Genomic DNA, 19,377 nt, shown 5'->3' on the forward strand with positions numbered 1-19,377 from the left:
AGTGCTGTCGTTTAGTTGATTACCAACCTTTAACGACGCCACCTTGGAAGATGTCAGAAGCTGCGTTGTACACTTCTTCAGTTTGGTAAGCTTTAACGAAGTTTTGTACGTTTTCAGCGTTTAGGTTGTCTTCACGAGAAACGATTAGGTTTACGTAAGGAGAATCTTTGTCTTCAACGAATACGCCATCTTTTTGTGGAGTCAGGTTGATAGAGCTCGCGTAAGTTGTGTTGATGATAGATAGAGCAACATCATCAAGAGAACGTGGCAGTTGAGCTGCGTCTAGTTCAACAATCGTTAGGTTCTTAGGGTTACCCACGATGTCGCGAACTGTAGCTAGAAGACCTGCGCCTTCACGAAGTTCAAGAAGACCTTGTTGCTCAAGAAGAAGTAGAGAGCGACCTAGGTTTGTAGGGTCGTTTGGTACAGCAATACGAGCACCGTCTTGGATTTCGTCTACCGATTTCACTTCTTTAGAGTAACCCGCAATTGGGTAAACAAACGTGTTACCAGCGATAGTTAGCTTGTAGCCACGGTCAGCCACTTGCTGATCTAGGTACGGTGCGTGTTGGAATGCGTTGATGTCGATAGAACCATCATCTAGAGCTGCGTTTGGTGTTACGTAATCCGTGAAAGTAACCAGTTCAACGTCTAGGCCGTATTTCTCTTTCGCTACTTTAGCTGCCACTTCAGCAACTTGCGCTTCTGCACCTGCCATTACGCCAACTTTTACTTTAGAAGTATCCACTTCTTTATCACCACAACCTGCTAGAACTAGCGCTGAAGCTGCTGCTGCGATAGTTAGTAAACCTTTAAGGTTAAATTTCATAATAATCTCCTTTTAATAAATCTATTTAATTAGGTTCAGACGACTCTAATCTTTATGTGTGAGTCTTTATCTGTGGTCAACGCGGCGAACTAATGAATCACCGATTGATTGAATAATTTGTACCAGCACAATCAACATCACTACTGTCACAGCCATGATGGTCACATCGTAGCGGTGGAATCCGTAACGAATCGCGACATCACCTAGGCCACCACCGCCTACAGTACCGGCCATTGCTGAGTAGCTCACCAGAGTCACTAGCGTAATCGTTACTGAGTTGATGATAGTCGGTAGTGCTTCTGGAAGCAGAACCTTATTGATGATTTGTGTTGGTGTTGCGCCCATTGATTGGGCCGCTTCCACTAGACCTGTTGGTACTTCAAGTAGTGCACTTTCGATAAGTCGAGCCACGAATGGGATAGCGCCAATCGTCAGTGGAACAATCGCTGCTGTTGTACCGATGAAGGTACCAATCAGCATCTTAGTCAGTGGAATAATCGCAACCATCAAAACTAAGAAAGGTACTGAACGACCCACGTTCACAATCGCACCTAGAATCTTGTTTACTTTGGTGTTCTCTAACAGGCCACCTTTTTTAGTCGTATGCAGAATCACGCCTAGTGGAATACCGACCGCGAAGCCAACAATGCCTGCAACAGCAACCATGTAAAGCGTTTCGCCTGTTGCGCCTAATAGAAGGTTACCGTTAAGGCTGATCCAGTCAGCAATCTCGTTGAAACTAAAGGACATAACCAAGCACCTCTACTTTTACATTGTTGTCGCGTAGGAATTGGATAGCAGCATTATCATCTGCTTCATTACCGAACAGTTCAGCGACCATCATGCCGAACTTCACGCCACCGGCGTAATCAAGGTCAGAACTTAAGATGCTGACATCGATATTGAATTTACGTGCGATTTGCGTCATTAGCGGAGCATCAACCGTTGCACCAGTAAACTCAAGACGCACCAGCGGGTAGCTGCTGTTTACGCGAGTCTCTTGCAAACGTGCTTGGTAATCTTCAGGGATCGTCAGATCCAACGTTGAGCGAATAAACTGATGCGCTAGCTCTGTCTTCGGATGAGCAAAGATGTCACCGACTGTACCTTTCTCTACCAATTCACCGCCGCCAATGATCGCAACCTCGTGACAAATGCTTTTAACCACATCCATCTCGTGTGTAATAAGCAGGATAGTGATGTTCAGCTTGCGGTTGATTTCACGCAGCAGCTCAAGGATAGATTGAGTTGTTGCTGGATCCAATGCGCTGGTGGCTTCATCACATAGCAGTACTTTCGGGTCAGAGGCCAGTGCGCGAGCAATCGCCACACGCTGCTTTTGACCACCACTTAGGTTTGCCGGGTAGGTGTCACGCTTATCAGCAAGGCCAACCAGTTCAAGTAACTCGCTGACTTTCGCTTCAATAATCGCTTTATCTTTACCAGCAAGTTCTAGAGGCAGTGCTACATTGTTAAATACAGTACGAGAAGACAGCAGGTTGAAGTGTTGGAATATCATGCCGATGTTACGGCGCGCTTCGCTAAGTTCTGATTTGCTGAGTTTTGTTAGGTCGATACCGTCAACAATCACTTCACCAGAGGTCGGAGCTTCCAACATATTTACACAACGGATCAGGGTACTTTTGCCTGCACCAGAAGAGCCGATGACTCCAAAGATTTGACCTTGAGGAATGTGGAGGTTGATATCAATTAAGGCATTGATTTCTTTAGTGCCTTGATAAAAAACCTTGTTGACTTGATTCACTTTAATCATAGAGAAACCCGTGCAGGTAGAACAGAATAATATGTCGATAGCTCGCTCGATTTACAGACGATGCTATGGTGTTCTATGATCTAAGTCAATAGATATTTTTACGTCTAGACGGCTAAACGTCGATTGTATGGCTAAGCTAGAAACAAATCGTTAACGAACGCAAAACTAAATAGATAGTGATGAAGCAAATAAAGCGTGTAATAATTAATGATTAATAGAGAGTTGATAGAGAACAAAATTTTGTCTAAACCTGCTGTTTTTTTAGATCGTGATGGAGTGATTAACGTTGATCACGGCTACGTACATGATGAGCATGACTTTGAATACATCGATGGTGTGTTTGAAGCGGCGAAAGCGTTTAAAGATATGGGTTATTTATTGGTGCTAGTGACCAACCAATCTGGTATTGCTCGCGGCATGTTTAGTGAAGACCGTTTTCTTTCTTTAACGCAGTGGATGGATTGGAACTTTGTTGATAATGGTGTCGAGCTCGATGGCATTTATTACTGTCCTCACCACGCTGAGCACGGTATTGGTGACTACAAGCAAGATTGTGAATGTCGTAAGCCAAAGCCAGGCATGTTCATTTCTGCTCGTGACTTTCTGAAGATTGATATGGCTAACTCGGTCATGATCGGCGATAAAGCGGAAGACATGATGGCTGCAGAAGCAGCAGGTGTTGGTACTAAAGTCTTGGTAAGAACGGGTAAACCCATCACTGAAAAAGGTGAAGCGTTGGCTAGCGTGGTACTTGATAGCATTAAAGACGTACCCGCTTTCTTAAAAGGCTAAACGTTTTATTTATCACTAAGGTATGGACCTATCATTAGGCACTTACATTAGGTTTGTTCGAACCTGTGAATAGGCTAAGTGTCGTTGACTATATAAAGATGAGGAACGAAGTATGAAAGCTATGTTGGTAGCATCTCTATGTACAGTAGCATTGGTTGGGTGCTCTAAATCAGCAGCCCCTGAGACTGATAGCGCAACATCGAATGATCAATTCGCGACTTATCAATGTGAGTCTGACGTCTCGTTTGATGTGTCTTACCTTGATAATGAAAAAGCGGTACTACGCTTGCCTGATAATGAATACCGCCTGACTCAAGTTCCAGCGGGCTCAGGAACCAAATACATCTTAGATGATGGCACTTCAGAGATGATTAACAGCATCACTTTGCGCACGAAAGGTGACAATGCGCGTCTAGAACTTGGTCGCGTAGTCTATCGAAATTGCCAAAAGTAAGTCATAGTAAGAACTGCTAGTATTTACAAACAGTTAAGTGAGGGAATCTACCCTCACTTTTTCTTCTCTTCCCTTTAACGTTAGACTTTTTATGAGCAAAAAACTCACTATTCTTGATATTGCAAAGCTGTCCGGTGTTGGTAAGTCAACCGTATCACGCGTTCTGACCAATGATCCAAAAGTGAAACCTGAAACCCGTGAAAGGGTAGAAAGAGTAATTCAAGAATCTGGGTACACGCCTTCAAAGTCTGCGCAATCGATGCGCGGTGGCAGCCAAAAAGTCATCGGCGTGATTATCTCTCGTTTGGACTCTCCCTCTGAAAACAAAGCCGTTAGCACGATGCTGGCCGAGTTGTATCGAGCGGATTACGATGTCGTGATCATGGAAAGCCAACTTGATAGAGATAAAGCCAATGAGCACCTGCAAGTTCTAAAGCGTCGTAACGTTGATGGCATTATTGTATTTGGTTTTACTGACTGCGATATTCCGGCAATCGAAGCTTGGGAACACAAAGCGGTGGTGATTGCTCTGGATACCGAGAACGTGACGTCGATTAACTATGATAACCAACAGGTGATCAATAGTGCGTTGGTGCATTTATCGGATCAAGGGATCTCTGACGTTGGCTTTATCGGGGTTGATCCTAGTGATAAATCAACCGGTGAACTGCGTCTTAAGGCTTATCTCGATTGGTGTGAAAACACAGGTTCAGTGGCAAACTATCGTACTGGTCAACTTCATCACGAAAGTGCTTATCAGCTGGTGGATGAGGTGTTAACTCCCGCGACTCAAGCGATCGTTTGTGCCAGTGATACGCTGGCTCTTGGTGTAATCAAGCGTCTGCAAGAACTACAACGTGAAGATGTGGTCGTCACTGGCGTTGGTGGTAATGATCTTCTCTCTTTCTTATTCCCACGAGTATTTAGCATTGATCCTGGTTACCAATCTGCAGGTAAGTTGGCTGCTAATCTATTGATCTCTCAGCTTTTAGGCAATTCAGAGATCTCTCATCATACGCAATCTCCTATTCTATAATCCACTCAATTAAGCGAAATTGAACGGCTTAGATTAAAATTAGAGTGTGATCTCTTTCAATTAATGGGATTGTTCCCATTTTAATTTATCATTCATACGGGCATTATAATAACCGTAATTGGGAATGTTCCCATAAATCTAAGTCTGAGTGATTATAGCTTGCATGGTTTAGATGAGTAATTGAATGAAACCAGGGTGGGGTAGTATGAGTAAGATAGCGAAGCAAGACGTTGCGCGTCTTATCGAGTTAGTCGGTGGTAAAGAAAACATTGCGAGTGTCAGCCACTGTCTGACTCGACTGCGTTTTGTATTGAACGATACAGAGCAGGCCAACAAAGCTGAACTCGAAAAACTGAAGCTAGTAAAAGGCTGTTTTACTAATGCAGGCCAATTCCAAGTTGTGATTGGCACTGAAGTTGATGAAGTGTACGCACTTCTGATTGAACAGACAGGTAAAGAGGCATCATCAAAAGATGAGGCGAAGCTGGCTGCTCGTCAAAACATGAACTTCCTTGAGCGTGGTATCTCCCATTTAGCCGAAATTTTCGTACCACTGCTGCCTGCCATCATTACAGGTGGTTTGATTCTTGGTTTCCGTAATGTGATTGGCGACATTCGCATGTTCGACGGCAAAACCCTCGTTGAAATCAGTCAATTCTGGGCAACCGTTCACTCTTTCTTATGGTTGATCGGCGAAGCTATTTTCTTCTTCCTACCGGTTGGCGTGTGTTGGGCTACGGTTAAGAAGCTTGGCGGAACCCCTATTTTGGGTATCACGCTCGGTGTGACCTTAGTTTCACCACAACTCATGAACGCATACATGATAGGTAAATCGGTACCTGAGGTATGGGATTTTGGGCTGTTCGTGATTGAGAAGGTCGGTTATCAGGCTCAGGTGATCCCAGCGATGTTAGCGGGTGTGGCTTTGGCGTTCATTGAAACCAATCTTAAGCGTATCGTCCCTGCTTACTTGTACCTAGTGGTTGTGCCATTTGTATCGATTATTTTGTCTGTGATTCTAGCGCACGCTTTCATTGGCCCATTCGGTCGTATGTTAGGCGATGGTGTGGCATTCGCGGCTAAAGCTGCAATGACAGGTGATTTTGCGATTCTTGGTTCAGTGGTTTTTGGTTTCCTATACGCACCTTTGGTTATCACGGGTATTCACCACACCACCAACGCGGTGGATCTGCAACTGATGCAAGACTTAGGCGGGACACCAATTTGGCCTTTGATTGCACTATCAAACATTGCACAAGCATCGGCAGTAGTCGGCATCATTATCTTGAGTAAGCGTGAAGGTGAACGAGATATCTCGGTTCCTGCGGCAATCTCAGCCTACTTAGGTGTAACAGAGCCTGCGATGTACGGTATTAACCTTAAATACAAATTCCCAATGCTGAGCGCAATGATTGGTAGTGCTGTTGCAGCCGCAATCTGTGGTAGCGCGGGTGTGATGGCGAATGGTATCGGTGTCGGCGGCTTGCCGGGCATCCTATCGATTCAACCTCAATATTGGTCGATTTACCTAGTCGCGATGCTGGTGGCGATAGTACTGCCTATCACGCTAACCCTGTTTTTCTACAAGCGAGCCCAATCCAAGGGTGAGTTAGAAACCGCGAACGCGTAATGCATTGAATAAGCGATGACTCCAAAATGAGTTATCGCTTTTTCTCTTAGTTATAGCTTTTTCTTTTAGTTATAACGGCTATTCGACCATGATTCACATGGTGATTTTTATTTTATATTTTCTGGTAAGTGAGTGTTAGAGATGGCGATGACTGAACATGATGAAAGCTGGTGGAAAACCGCAACCATCTATCAAATCTACCCAAAGAGCTTCTGCGACAGTGGCAGTAAAGGTACTGGCGACATCAAAGGGATCATTTCGAAACTGGATTACCTCAAACATTTGAGTGTCGATGCGATTTGGCTAACCCCGGTTTACGCATCTCCTATGATCGATAATGGTTACGATATCTCAGACTACTACGCGATTAATCCTCAATTCGGCACCATGGAAGACTTCGACTTATTGCTGTCTGAAGCGCACCAACGTGGTATCCGTATCGTGATGGATATCGTGGTAAACCACACCTCGACAGAGCATGCATGGTTTCAATCTGCTTTGGGCGACAAAAACAGCTCTTACCGCGATTACTATATTTGGAAAGATCCCGTAGATGGTCAAGCACCAACTAACTGGCAGTCTAAGTTCGGTGGTAATGCGTGGGAACTAGATGAGGCGACTGGGCAATACTTCCTACACTTATTCGCCAAAGAACAGGCTGACCTCAACTGGGAGAACCCGGTTGTACGTGAAGAAGTGAAAGACGTTATCAGCTTTTGGGCAGAAAAGGGCGTTGATGGTTTCCGCTTGGATGTGATCAACCTGATTTCGAAGCAGCAAGACTTTCCTAATGATGATATCGGTGATGGCCGTCGTTTCTATACCGATGGTCCACGTGTACACGAATACCTGAAAGAGATCAGCGAAGCCGTATTTCAGAAGTACGGCAGCGTGACCGTAGGCGAGATGTCTTCAACCACGTTGGAACACTGCCAGCAATACTCAAACGTTGATAACAGTGAGCTATCGATGGTGTTTAACTTCCACCACCTTAAGGTCGATTACACCAATGGTGAGAAGTGGACTAATGCGCCGTTTGATTTCTTACAGCTCAAGTCGATCTTCAATCATTGGCAAACAGGCTTGAACGGAAAAGGGTGGGGCGCATTGTTCTGGTGTAACCACGACCAACCGCGAGTGGTGAGCCGCTTAGGTGATGATCAGCAATATCGTGTTGAGTCGGCCAAGATGTTGGCTGCTTCTGTGCACATGATGCAAGGCACGCCTTATATCTATCAAGGTGAAGAGATTGGTATGACCAACCCTGGCTATACTGACATCAGCCAGTATCGTGATGTTGAGAGTACCAATATGTACGACATCATGGTGAACCGTGATGGTGTGGCTCATGAAGATATGATGGCGATTTTGGCGCAGAAGTCTCGTGATAACTCTCGTACACCAATGCAATGGAACAGTGAGCCTTACGCAGGGTTCTCACAAGCTCAGCCATGGCTTGATGTAGCGAATAATTACCCTGGGATTAACGCTGAGCAAGCACTGGAAGACAAAGACTCTGTTTTTTATTTCTATAAGAGCTTGATTGAGTTACGCAAACAAGTACCAGTGATTACGGATGGCAGCTATCAAGATCTATTGCCTGAGCACCCGTCGGTATTTGCGTACTCTCGTGAGAGTGAAGGACAAACTCTGCTGTGCATTAACAACTATTATGGTGAAGAGGCTGAATGCGTTTTACCTGAACGTTTTGAGATGGCAAAGGCTAAGAGCTTGTTGTCTAATTATCAAGTGAGCGAGAGTTTAGTGGCGTCTCATCATCAAGTTTTGCAACCTTACGAGGCTCGTATTCTTTTGATTGAAGGGTAACCTTGTTTCATTTCAATGAGCCTAATTTTGATTCCCCTTAAAAGATTAGGCTTCTACAAAGGCTTTGGAGTGCTTCCCAAAGCCTTTTTTGTTTTAGTGATGGCTGGAATATCGTGCCTCGAGTCTACTTGCTAGAAGTTTGAGCATCGAGTGCCAGCAACGACAGAGCAGGTAATGAACTTTAAGACGCGTAATTCACCGAGTAGCGAGTTGGTTTGTGGTTCATTGCCAATACGATGTTCAATACTGCGGTGCCTAATACAGATACGGCAATCACCCAAGGTGACACGAAGAAGAACGATGCAAACAGAATACACGCATCAATACCCATTTGTGTTTTGCCTACCGAGATACCGTAGCGGTCTTGGATAAACAAGCACAGTACGTTGAAGCCACCCAGACTTGAGCGGTGACGGAATAGGATTAGCATACCTAAGCCCATTAGTAAGCCGCCGGCAACAGCACAATAGATCTCGTTATGAACTTCTAGCGAGATAACTAAGTATAAATGATCGGCAAACACAGACACTAAAGCACCAGAAATCGCACTGCTAATAGCAAAGCTACGGCCGAATCGTTTCCATGCTAATAAATAGAATGGACAATTGGCAACAAAGTACAAAATACCAAAGGTTACAGGCAAGAATTGACTCAAAAGCAGAGCCAAGCCAGTAGTGCCCCCGGTAAGCAGGTTCGCTGACTGTAAAAAGAAGACGCCTAACGCCACTAAAAACGTGCCAGTGAGAATCGCTACCCAATCTTCTTTACGTGAGTGTTTTTCCATCGTTTTTATAATTACCTAACCAATAAAGGCGTGCATAGTAGAGAAAAACCTTAGCTTTCGGTAGCTTGAGGGGCAAAATTAAGGTAAACCTATGTAATCTGCGTTTTACAGGGTGTAAAGCGTAAAATTGACAGTAAGCGCCATCTTTGGTTGGATAAGCCAAATAACCATGATGAATCTTATTTGTGATTATGAAAAAACTGCATGATAAAATTGCAATTAGCTCTTTATGACCTAGATCAAATTATGTAGAATGCGTCACATCAAAACGGTGACGGAAACGTTTGCTTTCGGTCGTTGTGTGGTTTTTTTGAAACTTTCAGTACAATCTGAGTCAGGAGATACAGATGCTTAAGCGTGACATGAACATTGCTGATTACGATGCGGATCTATTCGCAGCTATCCAAGAAGAAACTCTTCGTCAGGAAGAGCACATCGAACTTATCGCTTCAGAAAACTACACAAGCCCACGTGTAATGGAAGCTCAAGGTTCTCAACTTACAAACAAATACGCTGAAGGCTACCCAGGTAAGCGTTACTACGGTGGTTGTGAGTACGTAGACAAAGTTGAAACTCTAGCAATTGAACGTGCATGTGAACTATTTGGTGCAGAGTACGCAAACGTACAGCCTCACTCAGGTTCTCAAGCAAACAACGCTGTATACATGGCACTACTAAATGCAGGCGATACGGTTCTAGGTATGAGCCTTGCGCACGGTGGCCACCTAACTCACGGTTCTCCAGTAAACTTCTCTGGTAAGCTTTACAACATCATTCCTTACGGTATCGATGAAGCGGGTCAAATCGATTACGAAGAGATGGAAGCGCTAGCTATCGAGCACAAGCCTAAGATGATCATCGGTGGTTTCTCAGCTTACTCTCAAGTTTGTGATTGGAAGCGCATGCGTGAAATCGCTGACAAAGTAGGTGCTTACTTCTTCGTAGATATGGCTCACGTTGCTGGTCTAATCGCTGCAGGCGTTTACCCGAACCCAGTTCCACACGCTCACGTTGTAACAACAACAACGCACAAAACGCTTGCTGGTCCTCGTGGCGGTCTTATCCTTTCTAACGAAGGCGAAGATCTTTACAAGAAACTAAACTCAGCAGTATTCCCAGGCGGCCAAGGTGGTCCTCTAATGCACGTTATCGCTGGTAAAGCAGTAGCGTTCAAAGAAGCTCTAGAGCCAGAATTCAAAGAATACCAAGCTCGCGTAGTTGCTAACGCAAAAGCAATGGTTGCTGAATTCCTAGCACGCGGTTACAACATCGTTTCAGGTTCTACAGAGAACCACCTGTTCCTAGTTGACCTAATCGACAAGGACATCACAGGTAAAGAGGCTGATGCAGCACTAGGTGCAGCGAACATCACTGTGAACAAGAACTCAGTACCAAATGATCCACGTAGCCCGTTTGTTACTTCAGGTATCCGTATCGGTTCTCCTTCTATCACTCGTCGCGGTTTCTCAGAAGCAGACGCGAAAGAGCTAGCAGGTTGGATCTGTGACATCCTAGATAATATGGGCGATGAGTCTGTTATCGAAGCGACTAAAGCAAAAGTACTAAATATCTGTAAGCGTCTACCGGTTTACGCTTAATTTTTCTTCGTAGTAATTTGAACTTCGTTGTCGAGCATGCTCACTTACATCCGTAAGCTCCGCGTGCTCTCCTAGAATTTCAAACGACTACTTTGAAAAATACTTTTAAAGGGGCTCATTGAGTCTCTTTTGTTTTAGGGAAAGGTGCTGAAAACTCAGCGCCTGTTCCTTGAACTTAAGCTATTTGATTGAAAGTACGATTTGAAGGGCTCCTTGTTAGGGGCCTTTTTGGTATCTGTCGGTATGGAGTTGGGTTATCTGAGAATGCAGAAAGGCGGTACTAAAAAGGGCTGATGTTTGCACATCAACCCTTTGTGGTTTTCTTATGTTGGTTCTACTTTCTGATACTAAGCAGGGTGCCAGACTTACACTTGAATGAGTAATAATGGCGGCTCTCGTTGAATTTTCCTAAGCCTTCGCCGTCACAGTAGTCGATATTGATGTCACGCATCACTTCTAGTGTGTCTTCGCTTTTCAGAGCGAATTTAGAGCCATCAGAGCAGACAATACGCACTCTTTCATCATGGCTTACTGAGTAAATATCGACTTCGGTGTTACACAGCTCAAAAGAGGCTTCACGAAAGTTGTCTTGCTGTGTATTTGAAGCGCAACCTGCAGTCAGTGTTGCTGCGAAAACTGCCAAAAGTCCGAGTCTTTTCATTGTTAATCCTTCGCTATCATCAGATTGATTGATGAGTTTTATATGCTATTTCAGGTAGCCTATACAACAACACGCTTTGGTTCAAGGAGCGCTCGTTGACTCTAAGATATAAAAGTATAGATGTAGACAGATAATTTATAATTGGCTAACTGCATGTTTATCCAATACGTATCACCAATAAAAAAGACCAACACTGAGGTTGGCCTTTCAAAATCAAGCTTGTTTTAAATGACTATCGAAACTGTTTGGCTTCTGGAAGGAATTCAAAACCAGCAGACGCAAGTTTAGCGATCAATGCTGCTTTGTCGATCTCGTAGAAGTTGACCACTCGATCTATATCACCGCCGAAGTCGTCACGTAGCTTCATGTTGACGATGCTCATCAACATTACAGGATCCATTTTTTCAAAATTAGCGAGGTTCATATTAGTCCTCGAAATCTGAGATCAGCAGGTTTGCAGCGGCAAAGGCTGCACGCTCACGCGCTTCTTTAGGAAGAGATTCGTCTGCAGCAAGGTCATTCAATGTTTTTACCGCGCAGGTGATCGCTTTCGGGATATAGCCTTGGTCGCCACTGCCAATTTGAGAATACAGTTCACGCACCAAATCACAACAATCGTATACTTTCATTTTTATACCTAACCAAATGATAACTGATCTCAATATACACATAGAGATAAGCAAAAACAAAGTGGATCTGATCAAGTTCAGAGTTAGTTTGTCCTTGCTCAATATCTCACTTGGTTAGCTCGCTGCTTAGGCCGTTCTTTACGGCTTCGTTTGGTACTTGCCGATTAGCCAGAGACTTGTTGTTCAAGTTGATAGGTGACTTCATCAGCAAGATTGAGCTGTTTCGCGAGCTCTTTCAGGTACGCCTTTTCCATGAAATTCTGTTCGTCGGCCACAATCAAAGAGGCTAAGTAGATCTCACTCGCCTGTTGAGGTGACGTTGCCAGTTGAGCGATTTCGCTTGGGTCGAGTGGCTTATGCAGTTCTTCAGAGACCAATTTAGTCAGTTGATAATCAGCGCCCATATTCTCGACGGCTTGCTCTATCTTAGCCATCTCTTCTTCATCAACATGGCCATCAGCTTTAGACGCGGCAATCATCGATCGTAGAATCAGCACGCTGTGGTTTGCATCATTTTCATCAAACTGAGCCTGTTCGGCGTTAGGTGTCTGGCCTTGTTTGGACTGGTAGTCGTTGTAGACTTTATAAGCCAAAGCGCCCAGTGCTGCTGCGCCGCCAATCCCAGCCGCTTTCTTACCCATTTTCTTAGTCTTCTTAGAGCCCATTAACGCACCTAACAGTCCTCCGCCAACTGCGCCTGCACCGAAGGCTCCGAGTGTACTTTTACTGCTACTCTTGCTATTGCTGCCTTGAGAAAGGCCACTTAAACTTGAAGACCCTTGTGAAAGTTGCTGAGTACCTTGTTTTACGAGATCTGATTTAAGTGCTTGGTTCAGTAAGCTTTTGATATCCATCGATACCTCCAATGGTGAGCATGTCCAAAAAGTTGATGACACCAATATACGGATTTAAAGATGAACAGGGGATTAACTTACGTTATTTACTCTACTGATAAATAGAAGGGAGTTTGAAGCGAAATGACAGGCACAAAAAAGGCCACCTAACGGCAGCCTTTCAATGTTTATCTAGTCAGTAATCGGATTACTAAGCTAGTTGAGCCTTAAGGTGCTCGATAACCGTGTCCATTGCGATAGCTTCTTTATCACCAGTACGACGGTTTTTGTATTCGAAGTTACCTTCGTCCATGCTGCGATCGCCGATAACGATAGTGTGAGGGATACCCACAAGCTCGATATCTTTAAACATAACACCAGGGCGCTCTTTACGGTCATCGAATAAAACTTCGATACCCATAGCTGTTAATTCAGCGTATAGCTTCTCAGCTGCTTCTTTAACGCGCTCAGATTTGTGCATGTTCATTGGTACGATAGCAACTTGGAACGGCGCTAGTGCGTCTGGCCAAGTGATACCGAATTTATCGTGGTTTTGCTCGATAGCAGATGCAACAACACGTGAAACACCGATACCGTAACAACCCATTTCTAGGATTACGCTCTTACCATCAGGACCAAGCACGTTACAGTTCATTGCTTTAGAGTAAGTATTACCTAGTTGGAAGATGTGACCAACTTCGATACCACGCTTAAGCTGAATAGTACCTTGACCACATGGGCTAAGGTCGCCTTCAACAACGTTACGTAGATCTTCAACTTGAGCAAGCTCAACGTCACGACCCCAGTTGATGCCGAAGTAGTGCTTACCATCTACGTTTGCACCAGCGCCAAAGTCGCTCATTACAGCAACAGAGCGGTCAACGATGAATGGTAGCTCTAGGCCAACAGGTCCAAGTGAACCAGGACCTGCACCAACAAGTGCGCGGATTTCTTCTTCAGAAGCCATCTCTAGCGGAGAAGCAACCTGTGGAAGGTTCTCTGCTTTCACTTCGTTCAGTTCGTGGTCACCACGGATGATTAGCGCGATGATATCAGCGTCTACTTCATCAGAAGCTTTAACGAATAGAGTCTTAACTGTCTTCTCGATTGCTAGACCGTGTTGCTCTACCAATTCTGCGATAGTTTTCGCATTTGGTGTATCAACCAGTTCCATCTCTTGAGTTGGTGCTGCTGCATCTTCAGTAGGAGCAAGTGCTTCTGCTTTTTCGATGTTTGCTGCGTAATCTGACTCAGTTGAGAATGCGATTAGGTCTTCGCCGCTTTCAGCAAGAACGTGGAACTCTTGAGAGCCGCTGCCGCCGATTGCGCCAGAGTCTGCCAATACTGGACGGTATTCAAGGCCCATACGGTCGAATGCTTTACAGTAAGCATCGTGCATCGCTTGGTAAGACTTTTCTAAGCCTTCTTTGTCGATATCAAAGCTGTACGCATCCATCATAGAGAATTCACGTGCACGCATTACGCCAAAACGAGGGCGGCGCTCATCACGGAATTTAGTCTGGATTTGGTACAGATTTAGAGGTAGCTGTTTGTAAGAGCTGATCTCGTTACGTACTAGACTCGTTACCACTTCTTCAGCTGTTGGGCTAAGAACAAATGGACGAGAGTGACGGTCTGTGAAACGAAGTAGCTCAGGCCCCATCTTTTCAGAACGGCCAGTCTCTTCCCAAAGCTCAAACGGTTGAACTACGGGCATCAAGATTTCAACGGCACCTGCATTATCGATCTCTTGGCGAACGATATTTTCGACTTTACGCAGTACACGTAGACCAGTAGGTAGCCAAGTATATAAACCTGAAGCTAGCTTACGGATCATACCTGCACGTAGCATCAGCTGGTGGCTGATAACTTCTGCGTCGTTTGGAGTCTCTTTCAGAGTAGAAAGAAGGTAGTTACTGGTACGCATTCTATGGTATCCGTTTCATCATTGATAAAAGAAAACTTGCTGTCGTTCGTAACCACAGCAAATCTGATATAGCCGCATATAATATCAGCCTATTTGGGATCTCAAAAGCGTTCAATGTCAGTTACATTGATGAAAAGCGTTTCAACCACGAATTTCACGTTAAGATTGAACAAATTTACCGCATATTCCTTGTTGTCAGGCTTACCTTTCTTATAGGCAGGGCGAGGATCTTGGCCTAATACTTCTTTGATCACCTGAATGATATGGCGCGCTTGTGGATGGCTTGCGAGCTTACTTTGCGCTTGCTGCGAAAAGTTAACGTCGAGCACTTCTGGTTCATCGGCGGCAAACCCTCCCAATGCATCCGGAATCGAATCTGAATAGGGGATATAAGGCTTGATGTCGATGATCGGTGTACCGTCTACTAAGTCGACGCTGCCGAGATCCAACCAAGTCTGTCCTTTCTCTTGAGACACACCTTTTAGTTCAACCGCAGACATGCCAATTCCATTTGGTCTGAATGTGGCACGTGACGCGAATACACCAATACGTTCATTCCCGCCAAGGCGAGGTGGCCTCACAGTTGGTTTCCAGCCTGCTTCAAGGTTCTTGTCGAACAGAAATAGTAACCAAACATGGCTAAATTGCTCTATATCACGAACAGACTCAAGGCAGTTTGCTGCATCAACCAACCTGACTCTTGAGGTGGATGTGGGTACCAACCTGGGCTGCCTTGGCACAGCGAACTTCTCTTTATAAGGAGACTCAATAAAGCCAACAGGTTCAATGGTGTACATAGTTGGGTGTTCTCTGATTAGGATTAAGACGGAAAAATATCATAAAATCTCTTGTTTTTCTTTTGATAATAATTATCATTTGCAATGTTATAACGTATCAAAATTAGTTATTTAAGGGAAATACAATGAAACCGAATATCCATCCAGATTACCGTCCCGTGGTTTTTCATGACACCAGTGTCGATGAGTACTTCTTAATCGGCTCAACGCTAAAAACAGACCGTACTATCGAATGGGAAGACGGCAATACTTATCCTTACTTCACGATTGAGGTGTCGTCAAAGTCGCATCCTTTCTATACGGGTAAACAACGAGTGCTACATAAAGAGGGACGCGTTGCGAACTTTACTCGTCGCTTTGGTCAATTGGGTAAGGGAGCGAAATAGAATGAAAGTTATAAAATCACTTAAAAGTGCGAAAAGCCGTCATCCAGATTGCCAAATAGTAAAGCGCAGAGGCCGTCACTATGTCATCTGTAAATCCAACCCGAGATTCAAAGCGGTTCAAAAATAGTCAGTCAAATTGATGTGACACGAGTGTAAAAACGAGGGGAAAGTCAAACTTCATTCATTTGTCTGTTTTTCTTTTCCTTCGAGAGGAACCTTGCAGAATATTGCGTGTTAAATTAGCGTATGCTGTGTTTTATTTTCAAATGAATCAATGAGTTATATCGCCAGTTATTTTTGCAGTGAATGTGTTCTTGTGAATTATAAATCTAGTTTTTGTATTTAATGTAGATTTATTTGCTAATTAATTGTTCTTATATAGTTAAAAGTAGTCATTTGTTACACATTTTGTAACATTTTGAATTTCTAATTGATAATTTTGTCGCGTACTCTGCGCTGGCAATTTGAACATTTTTGTCACAATTGCACAGGAATCACTACAAGGAGGGAACTGATGAGTTCATCAGCTTCAATAAAAAACAACTCGCCAAAGAAACCAATTTTTACCCGCTTTCTCGATGGCGTTGAATATTTGGGGAACCTTTTACCCCACCCAATCACTCTTTTCGCAATCTTCTGTGTCGCAATCCTAGTATCTTCAGGAATTGCTGGTTACTTCGAAGTATCTGTAATGGATCCTCGCCCAGAAGGTGCTAGCGGTCGTGCTGCTGATGGCATGATCCACGTTGTAAGCTTACTTAATGCTGAAGGCTTACAACTCATCGTAACGAATCTAGTTTCGAACTTTGTTGGCTTTGCGCCACTTGGTACTGTGCTTGTTGCAATGCTAGGTGTTGCGATTGCTGAACACTCAGGTCTATTATCTGCGGCAATGCGCGGCATGGTAATGGGCGCATCTCAGCGCATGGTTACTGTAACCGTGGTATTTGCCGGTATTATCTCTAACACGGCATCTGAGCTGGGTTACGTAGTTCTTATCCCTCTTGCAGCAATGCTTTTCCACTCATTGGGTCGTCACCCATTAGCAGGTCTAGCGGCAGCATTTGCTGGTGTATCTGGTGGTTATTCTGCAAACCTACTTATCGGTACGGTTGATCCGCTGCTTTCTGGTATTACAGAAACAGCGGCACAAATGCTTGATCCTTCTTACTCTGTTGGCCCTGAATCAAACTGGTACTTCATGTTTGTTTCGACCTTCTTTATCTCGATTGCCGGTGCATTGGTAACAGAGAAGATTGTTGAACCTAAGTTAGGTAAATACAACGATGAAGACGCGTCTGAAGATCTTTCAAATGACTCAATGGGTAAGCTTACTGCAATTGAGAAGAAAGGCCTTAAGCTAGCGGGTGTTGCTGTATTAATCGTGAGTGCACTTTTAGCTTGGACTGTGGTTCCTGCTGACGGTGTTTTGCGTTCAGAGGCAGGTACGATTTCAGGTTCTCCATTCCTGAAAAGTATCGTCGCGTTTATCTTTGTATTCTTTGCTATTCCTGGCTTTGTTTACGGCAAAGTTACGGGCTCAATGAAGAATGACCGTGATGTGATTAATGCAATGGCAACGTCTATGTCTTCAATGGGCATGTACATTGTTCTTGTATTCTTTGCTGCGCAGTTTGTTGCTTTCTTTAAGTGGACGAACTTTGGTCAAGTAGTCGCTGTAGGTGGCGCAACATTCCTTCAGGATATTGGCCTAACGGGTCCAATGTTGTTCTTCGCATTCATCCTAATGTGTGGCTTCATTAACCTGATGATCGGTTCAGCTTCTGCACAGTGGGCAGTAACAGCGCCAATCTTCGTTCCAATGCTAATGCTAGTAGGCTACGCACCTGAAACGATTCAAGCGGCTTACCGTATCGGTGATTCAACAACCAACATCATTACACCAATGATGAGCTACTTCGGTCTTATCCTTGCCGTAGCTACTCGTTACATGAAGAACCTTGGTATTGGTACACTGATCGCAACCATGTTGCCTTACTCAATGGTATTCATGTTCGGTTGGAGCATCTTGTTCTACCTATGGGTATTCGTATTTGGTCTACCAGTAGGTCCAGGCGCTGCAACGTACTACACGCCTTAGTTGTAGAGTAGGGGAAACCTTCTTCTAATTGATATTAAAAAAACCTGCATTGTTTGCAGGTTTTTTGATTTTTTATGGAGAGATAGAACTAGGTTAAGCTCGGATGAGCCAGCTAGCGTTTGGCTAGAATTCTATCTAAGTGGTTGGCAAACTCACGACGGTCGGTTTGAGAAAGGGCACTTGGTCCACCCGTTTGGATGCCACTTGAGCGCATGGTATCCATAAAGTCACGAATGTTCAGACGCGCTTTAATGGTCTCTTTGGTGTAAAGCTCACCACGAGAGCTGAGTGCTTGCCCACCTTTAGTGATCACTTCGTCAGCCAGAGGGATATCGGATGTAATCACAAGATCGCCGGGTTCAGTGCGCTTTACGATTTCATCATCAGCAATATCAAACCCGCTTGGCACTTGAATTGAGTGAATGTTATTGCGTTTAGGAACGGGAACCAGATGGTTTGCCACAAAGGTACATTCAACCCCTGTGCGCTCAGCTGCGCGTACGATTGTTTCTCGGATAACCTTTGGACAAGCGTCCGCATCAACCCATATCTTCATAGTGTTCTATTTCTCTGTTAGCTTATTTATCGGTCAACTTATTGCTCAGTTGCCTTATTGATCAGTTAGTTTAGCTTCAAGCATGGCAACGCGAGCAGTGAGTTCAAGGATTTGCTTTTCCAGTTGGCTAACACGATCAAGTGCTGGCTCTTCTTGTGTCGCGACTTCAACTTTAGGAACACGATTTGCGCTTTTCCAGTTCTTGATGGTCGTGATTAAAGCGGGCATCGGAACGGATGTGCTCATACGAGCCTTAACTAAAGCAACTGTCGGCTCTTTCCCTTGCGCTTGCAGTCCTTCAAGCACTGATTTCAACTCTTCAGAAACATCTTTTGTCAGCATGTTGATCTCCATTTTTAGTCTTTAGTCATTTTACTCGCTCTGGTGAATGATAGCGAATCATAAAACCGCCCATGGCTTGTGAGAGATCTCTTACAAAGGTTGTGAGATAACACGAATACATCGCTAGAGAGATTGATGTGCACATGGTTAAGGTGTTGAATTTTAATTGTTTTATATAATTAACAACTTTCTTGAATTCAAAATGTGATGCAAATCTATTGTCCGAAATCCTAAATCGCGTAAATTAAACCTTGTCGGAAGGATTCTGACACGGAACAGGAAAGCACCAAGGATTTGGTTATCTTCAGGATGAAGATTTGGTTACTTAGGATTGAGTGATCAAGCATGGAGCGTAAGGACATTGTAGGGATACAGTCAGTTAACAGGAAGTTAGCTGCAACGGAATGACAATGGACACCTT

At 44.3% G+C, this 19,377-nt stretch carries 21 protein-coding genes; 9 read left to right on the forward strand and 12 right to left on the reverse strand.

The window, feature by feature from the left end; genetic code table 11:
- Nucleotides 1-19: 19 nt before the first annotated feature.
- The 3 genes from A136_RS15895 to metN all read right to left on the reverse strand — a co-directional run bounded on the left by A136_RS15895 (nucleotide 20) and on the right by metN (nucleotide 2,603).
- The gene (locus tag A136_RS15895) at nucleotides 20-829 is read right to left on the reverse strand and encodes a MetQ/NlpA family lipoprotein (RefSeq protein ID WP_017060765.1); all 810 of its coding nucleotides are present in this window, start codon (nucleotides 827-829) and stop codon (nucleotides 20-22) included.
- 66 nt (nucleotides 830-895) lie between these two features.
- Complete coding sequence (locus A136_RS15900) at nucleotides 896-1,579, reverse strand: methionine ABC transporter permease (protein WP_017060764.1); 684 nt, start codon at nucleotides 1,577-1,579, stop codon at nucleotides 896-898.
- Entirely contained in the window at nucleotides 1,569-2,603 is a 1,035-nt protein-coding gene (gene metN / locus A136_RS15905) for a methionine ABC transporter ATP-binding protein MetN (protein WP_017060763.1), read from the reverse strand. Before metN ends, A136_RS15900 begins: the two co-directional genes overlap by 11 nt.
- A 207-nt stretch (nucleotides 2,604-2,810) precedes the next feature.
- Between metN and gmhB the strand changes: the two genes are divergently transcribed.
- The 5 genes from gmhB (at nucleotide 2,811) to treC (ending at nucleotide 8,342) form a co-directional block, all read left to right on the forward strand.
- Nucleotides 2,811-3,395 carry a D-glycero-beta-D-manno-heptose 1,7-bisphosphate 7-phosphatase gene (gene gmhB / locus A136_RS15910; protein ID WP_017060762.1) on the forward strand — a complete coding sequence of 195 codons (585 nt, stop codon included), beginning with the start codon at nucleotides 2,811-2,813 and terminating at the stop codon, nucleotides 3,393-3,395.
- Nucleotides 3,396-3,507: 112 nt separating this feature from the next.
- Nucleotides 3,508-3,849 carry an MliC family protein gene (locus A136_RS15915; protein ID WP_017060761.1) on the forward strand — a complete coding sequence of 114 codons (342 nt, stop codon included), beginning with the start codon at nucleotides 3,508-3,510 and terminating at the stop codon, nucleotides 3,847-3,849.
- A gap of 91 nt (nucleotides 3,850-3,940) precedes the next feature.
- The gene (gene treR / locus A136_RS15920; protein ID WP_017060760.1) at nucleotides 3,941-4,885 is read left to right on the forward strand and encodes a trehalose operon repressor TreR; all 945 of its coding nucleotides are present in this window, start codon (nucleotides 3,941-3,943) and stop codon (nucleotides 4,883-4,885) included.
- A gap of 205 nt (nucleotides 4,886-5,090) precedes the next feature.
- Nucleotides 5,091-6,515 (forward strand): PTS trehalose transporter subunit IIBC, encoded by a 1,425-nt coding sequence (gene treB / locus A136_RS15925; RefSeq protein WP_017063347.1) that lies wholly within the window; start codon nucleotides 5,091-5,093, stop codon nucleotides 6,513-6,515.
- A 141-nt stretch (nucleotides 6,516-6,656) separates the two neighbouring features.
- Nucleotides 6,657-8,342: an alpha,alpha-phosphotrehalase gene (treC, locus tag A136_RS15930; protein WP_017063348.1), complete on the forward strand. Its 1,686-nt coding sequence runs from the start codon at nucleotides 6,657-6,659 to the stop codon at nucleotides 8,340-8,342.
- A gap of 181 nt (nucleotides 8,343-8,523) precedes the next feature.
- Here treC and A136_RS15935 read toward each other — a convergent pair whose 3' ends face one another.
- Nucleotides 8,524-9,126: a YitT family protein gene (locus tag A136_RS15935; protein WP_017060757.1), complete on the reverse strand. Its 603-nt coding sequence runs from the start codon at nucleotides 9,124-9,126 to the stop codon at nucleotides 8,524-8,526.
- 347 nt (nucleotides 9,127-9,473) lie between these two features.
- Between A136_RS15935 and glyA the strand changes: the two genes are divergently transcribed.
- Nucleotides 9,474-10,724 carry a serine hydroxymethyltransferase gene (glyA, locus tag A136_RS15940; protein ID WP_017063349.1) on the forward strand — a complete coding sequence of 417 codons (1,251 nt, stop codon included), beginning with the start codon at nucleotides 9,474-9,476 and terminating at the stop codon, nucleotides 10,722-10,724.
- A 334-nt stretch (nucleotides 10,725-11,058) separates the two neighbouring features.
- Here the strand turns inward: glyA and A136_RS15945 are convergent, their stop codons facing one another.
- The 6 genes from A136_RS15945 to tsaA form a co-directional block, all read right to left on the reverse strand.
- Nucleotides 11,059-11,385 (reverse strand): hypothetical protein, encoded by a 327-nt coding sequence (locus tag A136_RS15945; protein ID WP_017063350.1) that lies wholly within the window; start codon nucleotides 11,383-11,385, stop codon nucleotides 11,059-11,061.
- A 232-nt stretch (nucleotides 11,386-11,617) separates the two neighbouring features.
- A complete protein-coding gene (locus tag A136_RS15950; protein WP_029235125.1) occupies nucleotides 11,618-11,809 on the reverse strand; it encodes a DUF4250 domain-containing protein in 192 nt (63 codons plus the stop codon).
- A gap of 1 nt (nucleotide 11,810) precedes the next feature.
- Nucleotides 11,811-12,014 carry a YaeP family protein gene (locus A136_RS15955; RefSeq protein ID WP_008222923.1) on the reverse strand — a complete coding sequence of 68 codons (204 nt, stop codon included), beginning with the start codon at nucleotides 12,012-12,014 and terminating at the stop codon, nucleotides 11,811-11,813.
- A 164-nt stretch (nucleotides 12,015-12,178) separates the two neighbouring features.
- Complete coding sequence (locus A136_RS15960) at nucleotides 12,179-12,868, reverse strand: tellurite resistance TerB family protein (RefSeq protein WP_017063352.1); 690 nt, start codon at nucleotides 12,866-12,868, stop codon at nucleotides 12,179-12,181.
- A gap of 190 nt (nucleotides 12,869-13,058) precedes the next feature.
- Nucleotides 13,059-14,774 (reverse strand): proline--tRNA ligase, encoded by a 1,716-nt coding sequence (locus tag A136_RS15965; RefSeq protein ID WP_017063353.1) that lies wholly within the window; start codon nucleotides 14,772-14,774, stop codon nucleotides 13,059-13,061.
- Between the two features lie 101 nt (nucleotides 14,775-14,875).
- The gene (gene tsaA, locus A136_RS15970; RefSeq protein ID WP_017063354.1) at nucleotides 14,876-15,571 is read right to left on the reverse strand and encodes a tRNA (N6-threonylcarbamoyladenosine(37)-N6)-methyltransferase TrmO; all 696 of its coding nucleotides are present in this window, start codon (nucleotides 15,569-15,571) and stop codon (nucleotides 14,876-14,878) included.
- Between the two features lie 125 nt (nucleotides 15,572-15,696).
- On the opposite strand from tsaA, the gene A136_RS15975 reads away from it, so the two are divergent.
- From A136_RS15975 to A136_RS15980, 3 genes are all read left to right on the forward strand, one after another.
- Nucleotides 15,697-15,957: a type B 50S ribosomal protein L31 gene (locus tag A136_RS15975; RefSeq protein WP_009847432.1), complete on the forward strand. Its 261-nt coding sequence runs from the start codon at nucleotides 15,697-15,699 to the stop codon at nucleotides 15,955-15,957.
- A 1-nt stretch (nucleotide 15,958) separates the two neighbouring features.
- On the forward strand, nucleotides 15,959-16,084 hold the full coding sequence (ykgO, locus tag A136_RS22360; protein WP_081008126.1) for a type B 50S ribosomal protein L36: 126 nt from the start codon (nucleotides 15,959-15,961) through the stop codon (nucleotides 16,082-16,084).
- Between the two features lie 387 nt (nucleotides 16,085-16,471).
- On the forward strand, nucleotides 16,472-18,058 hold the full coding sequence (locus A136_RS15980; RefSeq protein ID WP_004734363.1) for an AbgT family transporter: 1,587 nt from the start codon (nucleotides 16,472-16,474) through the stop codon (nucleotides 18,056-18,058).
- A gap of 112 nt (nucleotides 18,059-18,170) precedes the next feature.
- On the opposite strand, the gene A136_RS15985 is transcribed toward A136_RS15980, so the two are convergent.
- Nucleotides 18,171-18,614: a YaiI/YqxD family protein gene (locus A136_RS15985; RefSeq protein WP_017063355.1), complete on the reverse strand. Its 444-nt coding sequence runs from the start codon at nucleotides 18,612-18,614 to the stop codon at nucleotides 18,171-18,173.
- A gap of 54 nt (nucleotides 18,615-18,668) precedes the next feature.
- On the reverse strand, nucleotides 18,669-18,956 hold the full coding sequence (locus tag A136_RS15990) for a hypothetical protein (RefSeq protein ID WP_029235126.1): 288 nt from the start codon (nucleotides 18,954-18,956) through the stop codon (nucleotides 18,669-18,671).
- Between the last annotated feature and the right edge of the window lie 421 nt (nucleotides 18,957-19,377).

Source organism: Vibrio crassostreae 9ZC13 (genome assembly GCF_000272045.2).
Taxonomy (GTDB): domain Bacteria; phylum Pseudomonadota; class Gammaproteobacteria; order Enterobacterales; family Vibrionaceae; genus Vibrio; species Vibrio crassostreae_C.

What these genes read in the sequence shown, in the direction of transcription:
- A136_RS15895 (WP_017060765.1), bottom strand. Translation starts at nt 829, where the DNA reads ATGAAATTTAACCTTAAAGGTTTACTAACTATCGCAGCAGCAGCTTCA.
- A136_RS15990 (WP_029235126.1), bottom strand. Translation starts at nt 18,956, where the DNA reads ATGCTGACAAAAGATGTTTCTGAAGAGTTGAAATCAGTGCTTGAAGGA.
- A136_RS15985 (WP_017063355.1), bottom strand. Translation starts at nt 18,614, where the DNA reads ATGAAGATATGGGTTGATGCGGACGCTTGTCCAAAGGTTATCCGAGAA.
- ykgO (WP_081008126.1), top strand. Translation starts at nt 15,959, where the DNA reads ATGAAAGTTATAAAATCACTTAAAAGTGCGAAAAGCCGTCATCCAGAT.
- treC (WP_017063348.1), top strand. Translation starts at nt 6,657, where the DNA reads ATGGCGATGACTGAACATGATGAAAGCTGGTGGAAAACCGCAACCATC.
- A136_RS15965 (WP_017063353.1), bottom strand. Translation starts at nt 14,774, where the DNA reads ATGCGTACCAGTAACTACCTTCTTTCTACTCTGAAAGAGACTCCAAAC.
- glyA (WP_017063349.1), top strand. Translation starts at nt 9,474, where the DNA reads ATGCTTAAGCGTGACATGAACATTGCTGATTACGATGCGGATCTATTC.
- treB (WP_017063347.1), top strand. Translation starts at nt 5,091, where the DNA reads ATGAGTAAGATAGCGAAGCAAGACGTTGCGCGTCTTATCGAGTTAGTC.
- treR (WP_017060760.1), top strand. Translation starts at nt 3,941, where the DNA reads ATGAGCAAAAAACTCACTATTCTTGATATTGCAAAGCTGTCCGGTGTT.
- A136_RS15975 (WP_009847432.1), top strand. Translation starts at nt 15,697, where the DNA reads ATGAAACCGAATATCCATCCAGATTACCGTCCCGTGGTTTTTCATGAC.
- gmhB (WP_017060762.1), top strand. Translation starts at nt 2,811, where the DNA reads ATGATTAATAGAGAGTTGATAGAGAACAAAATTTTGTCTAAACCTGCT.
- tsaA (WP_017063354.1), bottom strand. Translation starts at nt 15,571, where the DNA reads ATGTACACCATTGAACCTGTTGGCTTTATTGAGTCTCCTTATAAAGAG.
- A136_RS15935 (WP_017060757.1), bottom strand. Translation starts at nt 9,126, where the DNA reads ATGGAAAAACACTCACGTAAAGAAGATTGGGTAGCGATTCTCACTGGC.
- A136_RS15955 (WP_008222923.1), bottom strand. Translation starts at nt 12,014, where the DNA reads ATGAAAGTATACGATTGTTGTGATTTGGTGCGTGAACTGTATTCTCAA.
- metN (WP_017060763.1), bottom strand. Translation starts at nt 2,603, where the DNA reads ATGATTAAAGTGAATCAAGTCAACAAGGTTTTTTATCAAGGCACTAAA.
- A136_RS15900 (WP_017060764.1), bottom strand. Translation starts at nt 1,579, where the DNA reads ATGTCCTTTAGTTTCAACGAGATTGCTGACTGGATCAGCCTTAACGGT.
- A136_RS15915 (WP_017060761.1), top strand. Translation starts at nt 3,508, where the DNA reads ATGAAAGCTATGTTGGTAGCATCTCTATGTACAGTAGCATTGGTTGGG.
- A136_RS15980 (WP_004734363.1), top strand. Translation starts at nt 16,472, where the DNA reads ATGAGTTCATCAGCTTCAATAAAAAACAACTCGCCAAAGAAACCAATT.
- A136_RS15945 (WP_017063350.1), bottom strand. Translation starts at nt 11,385, where the DNA reads ATGAAAAGACTCGGACTTTTGGCAGTTTTCGCAGCAACACTGACTGCA.
- A136_RS15950 (WP_029235125.1), bottom strand. Translation starts at nt 11,809, where the DNA reads ATGAACCTCGCTAATTTTGAAAAAATGGATCCTGTAATGTTGATGAGC.
- A136_RS15960 (WP_017063352.1), bottom strand. Translation starts at nt 12,868, where the DNA reads ATGGATATCAAAAGCTTACTGAACCAAGCACTTAAATCAGATCTCGTA.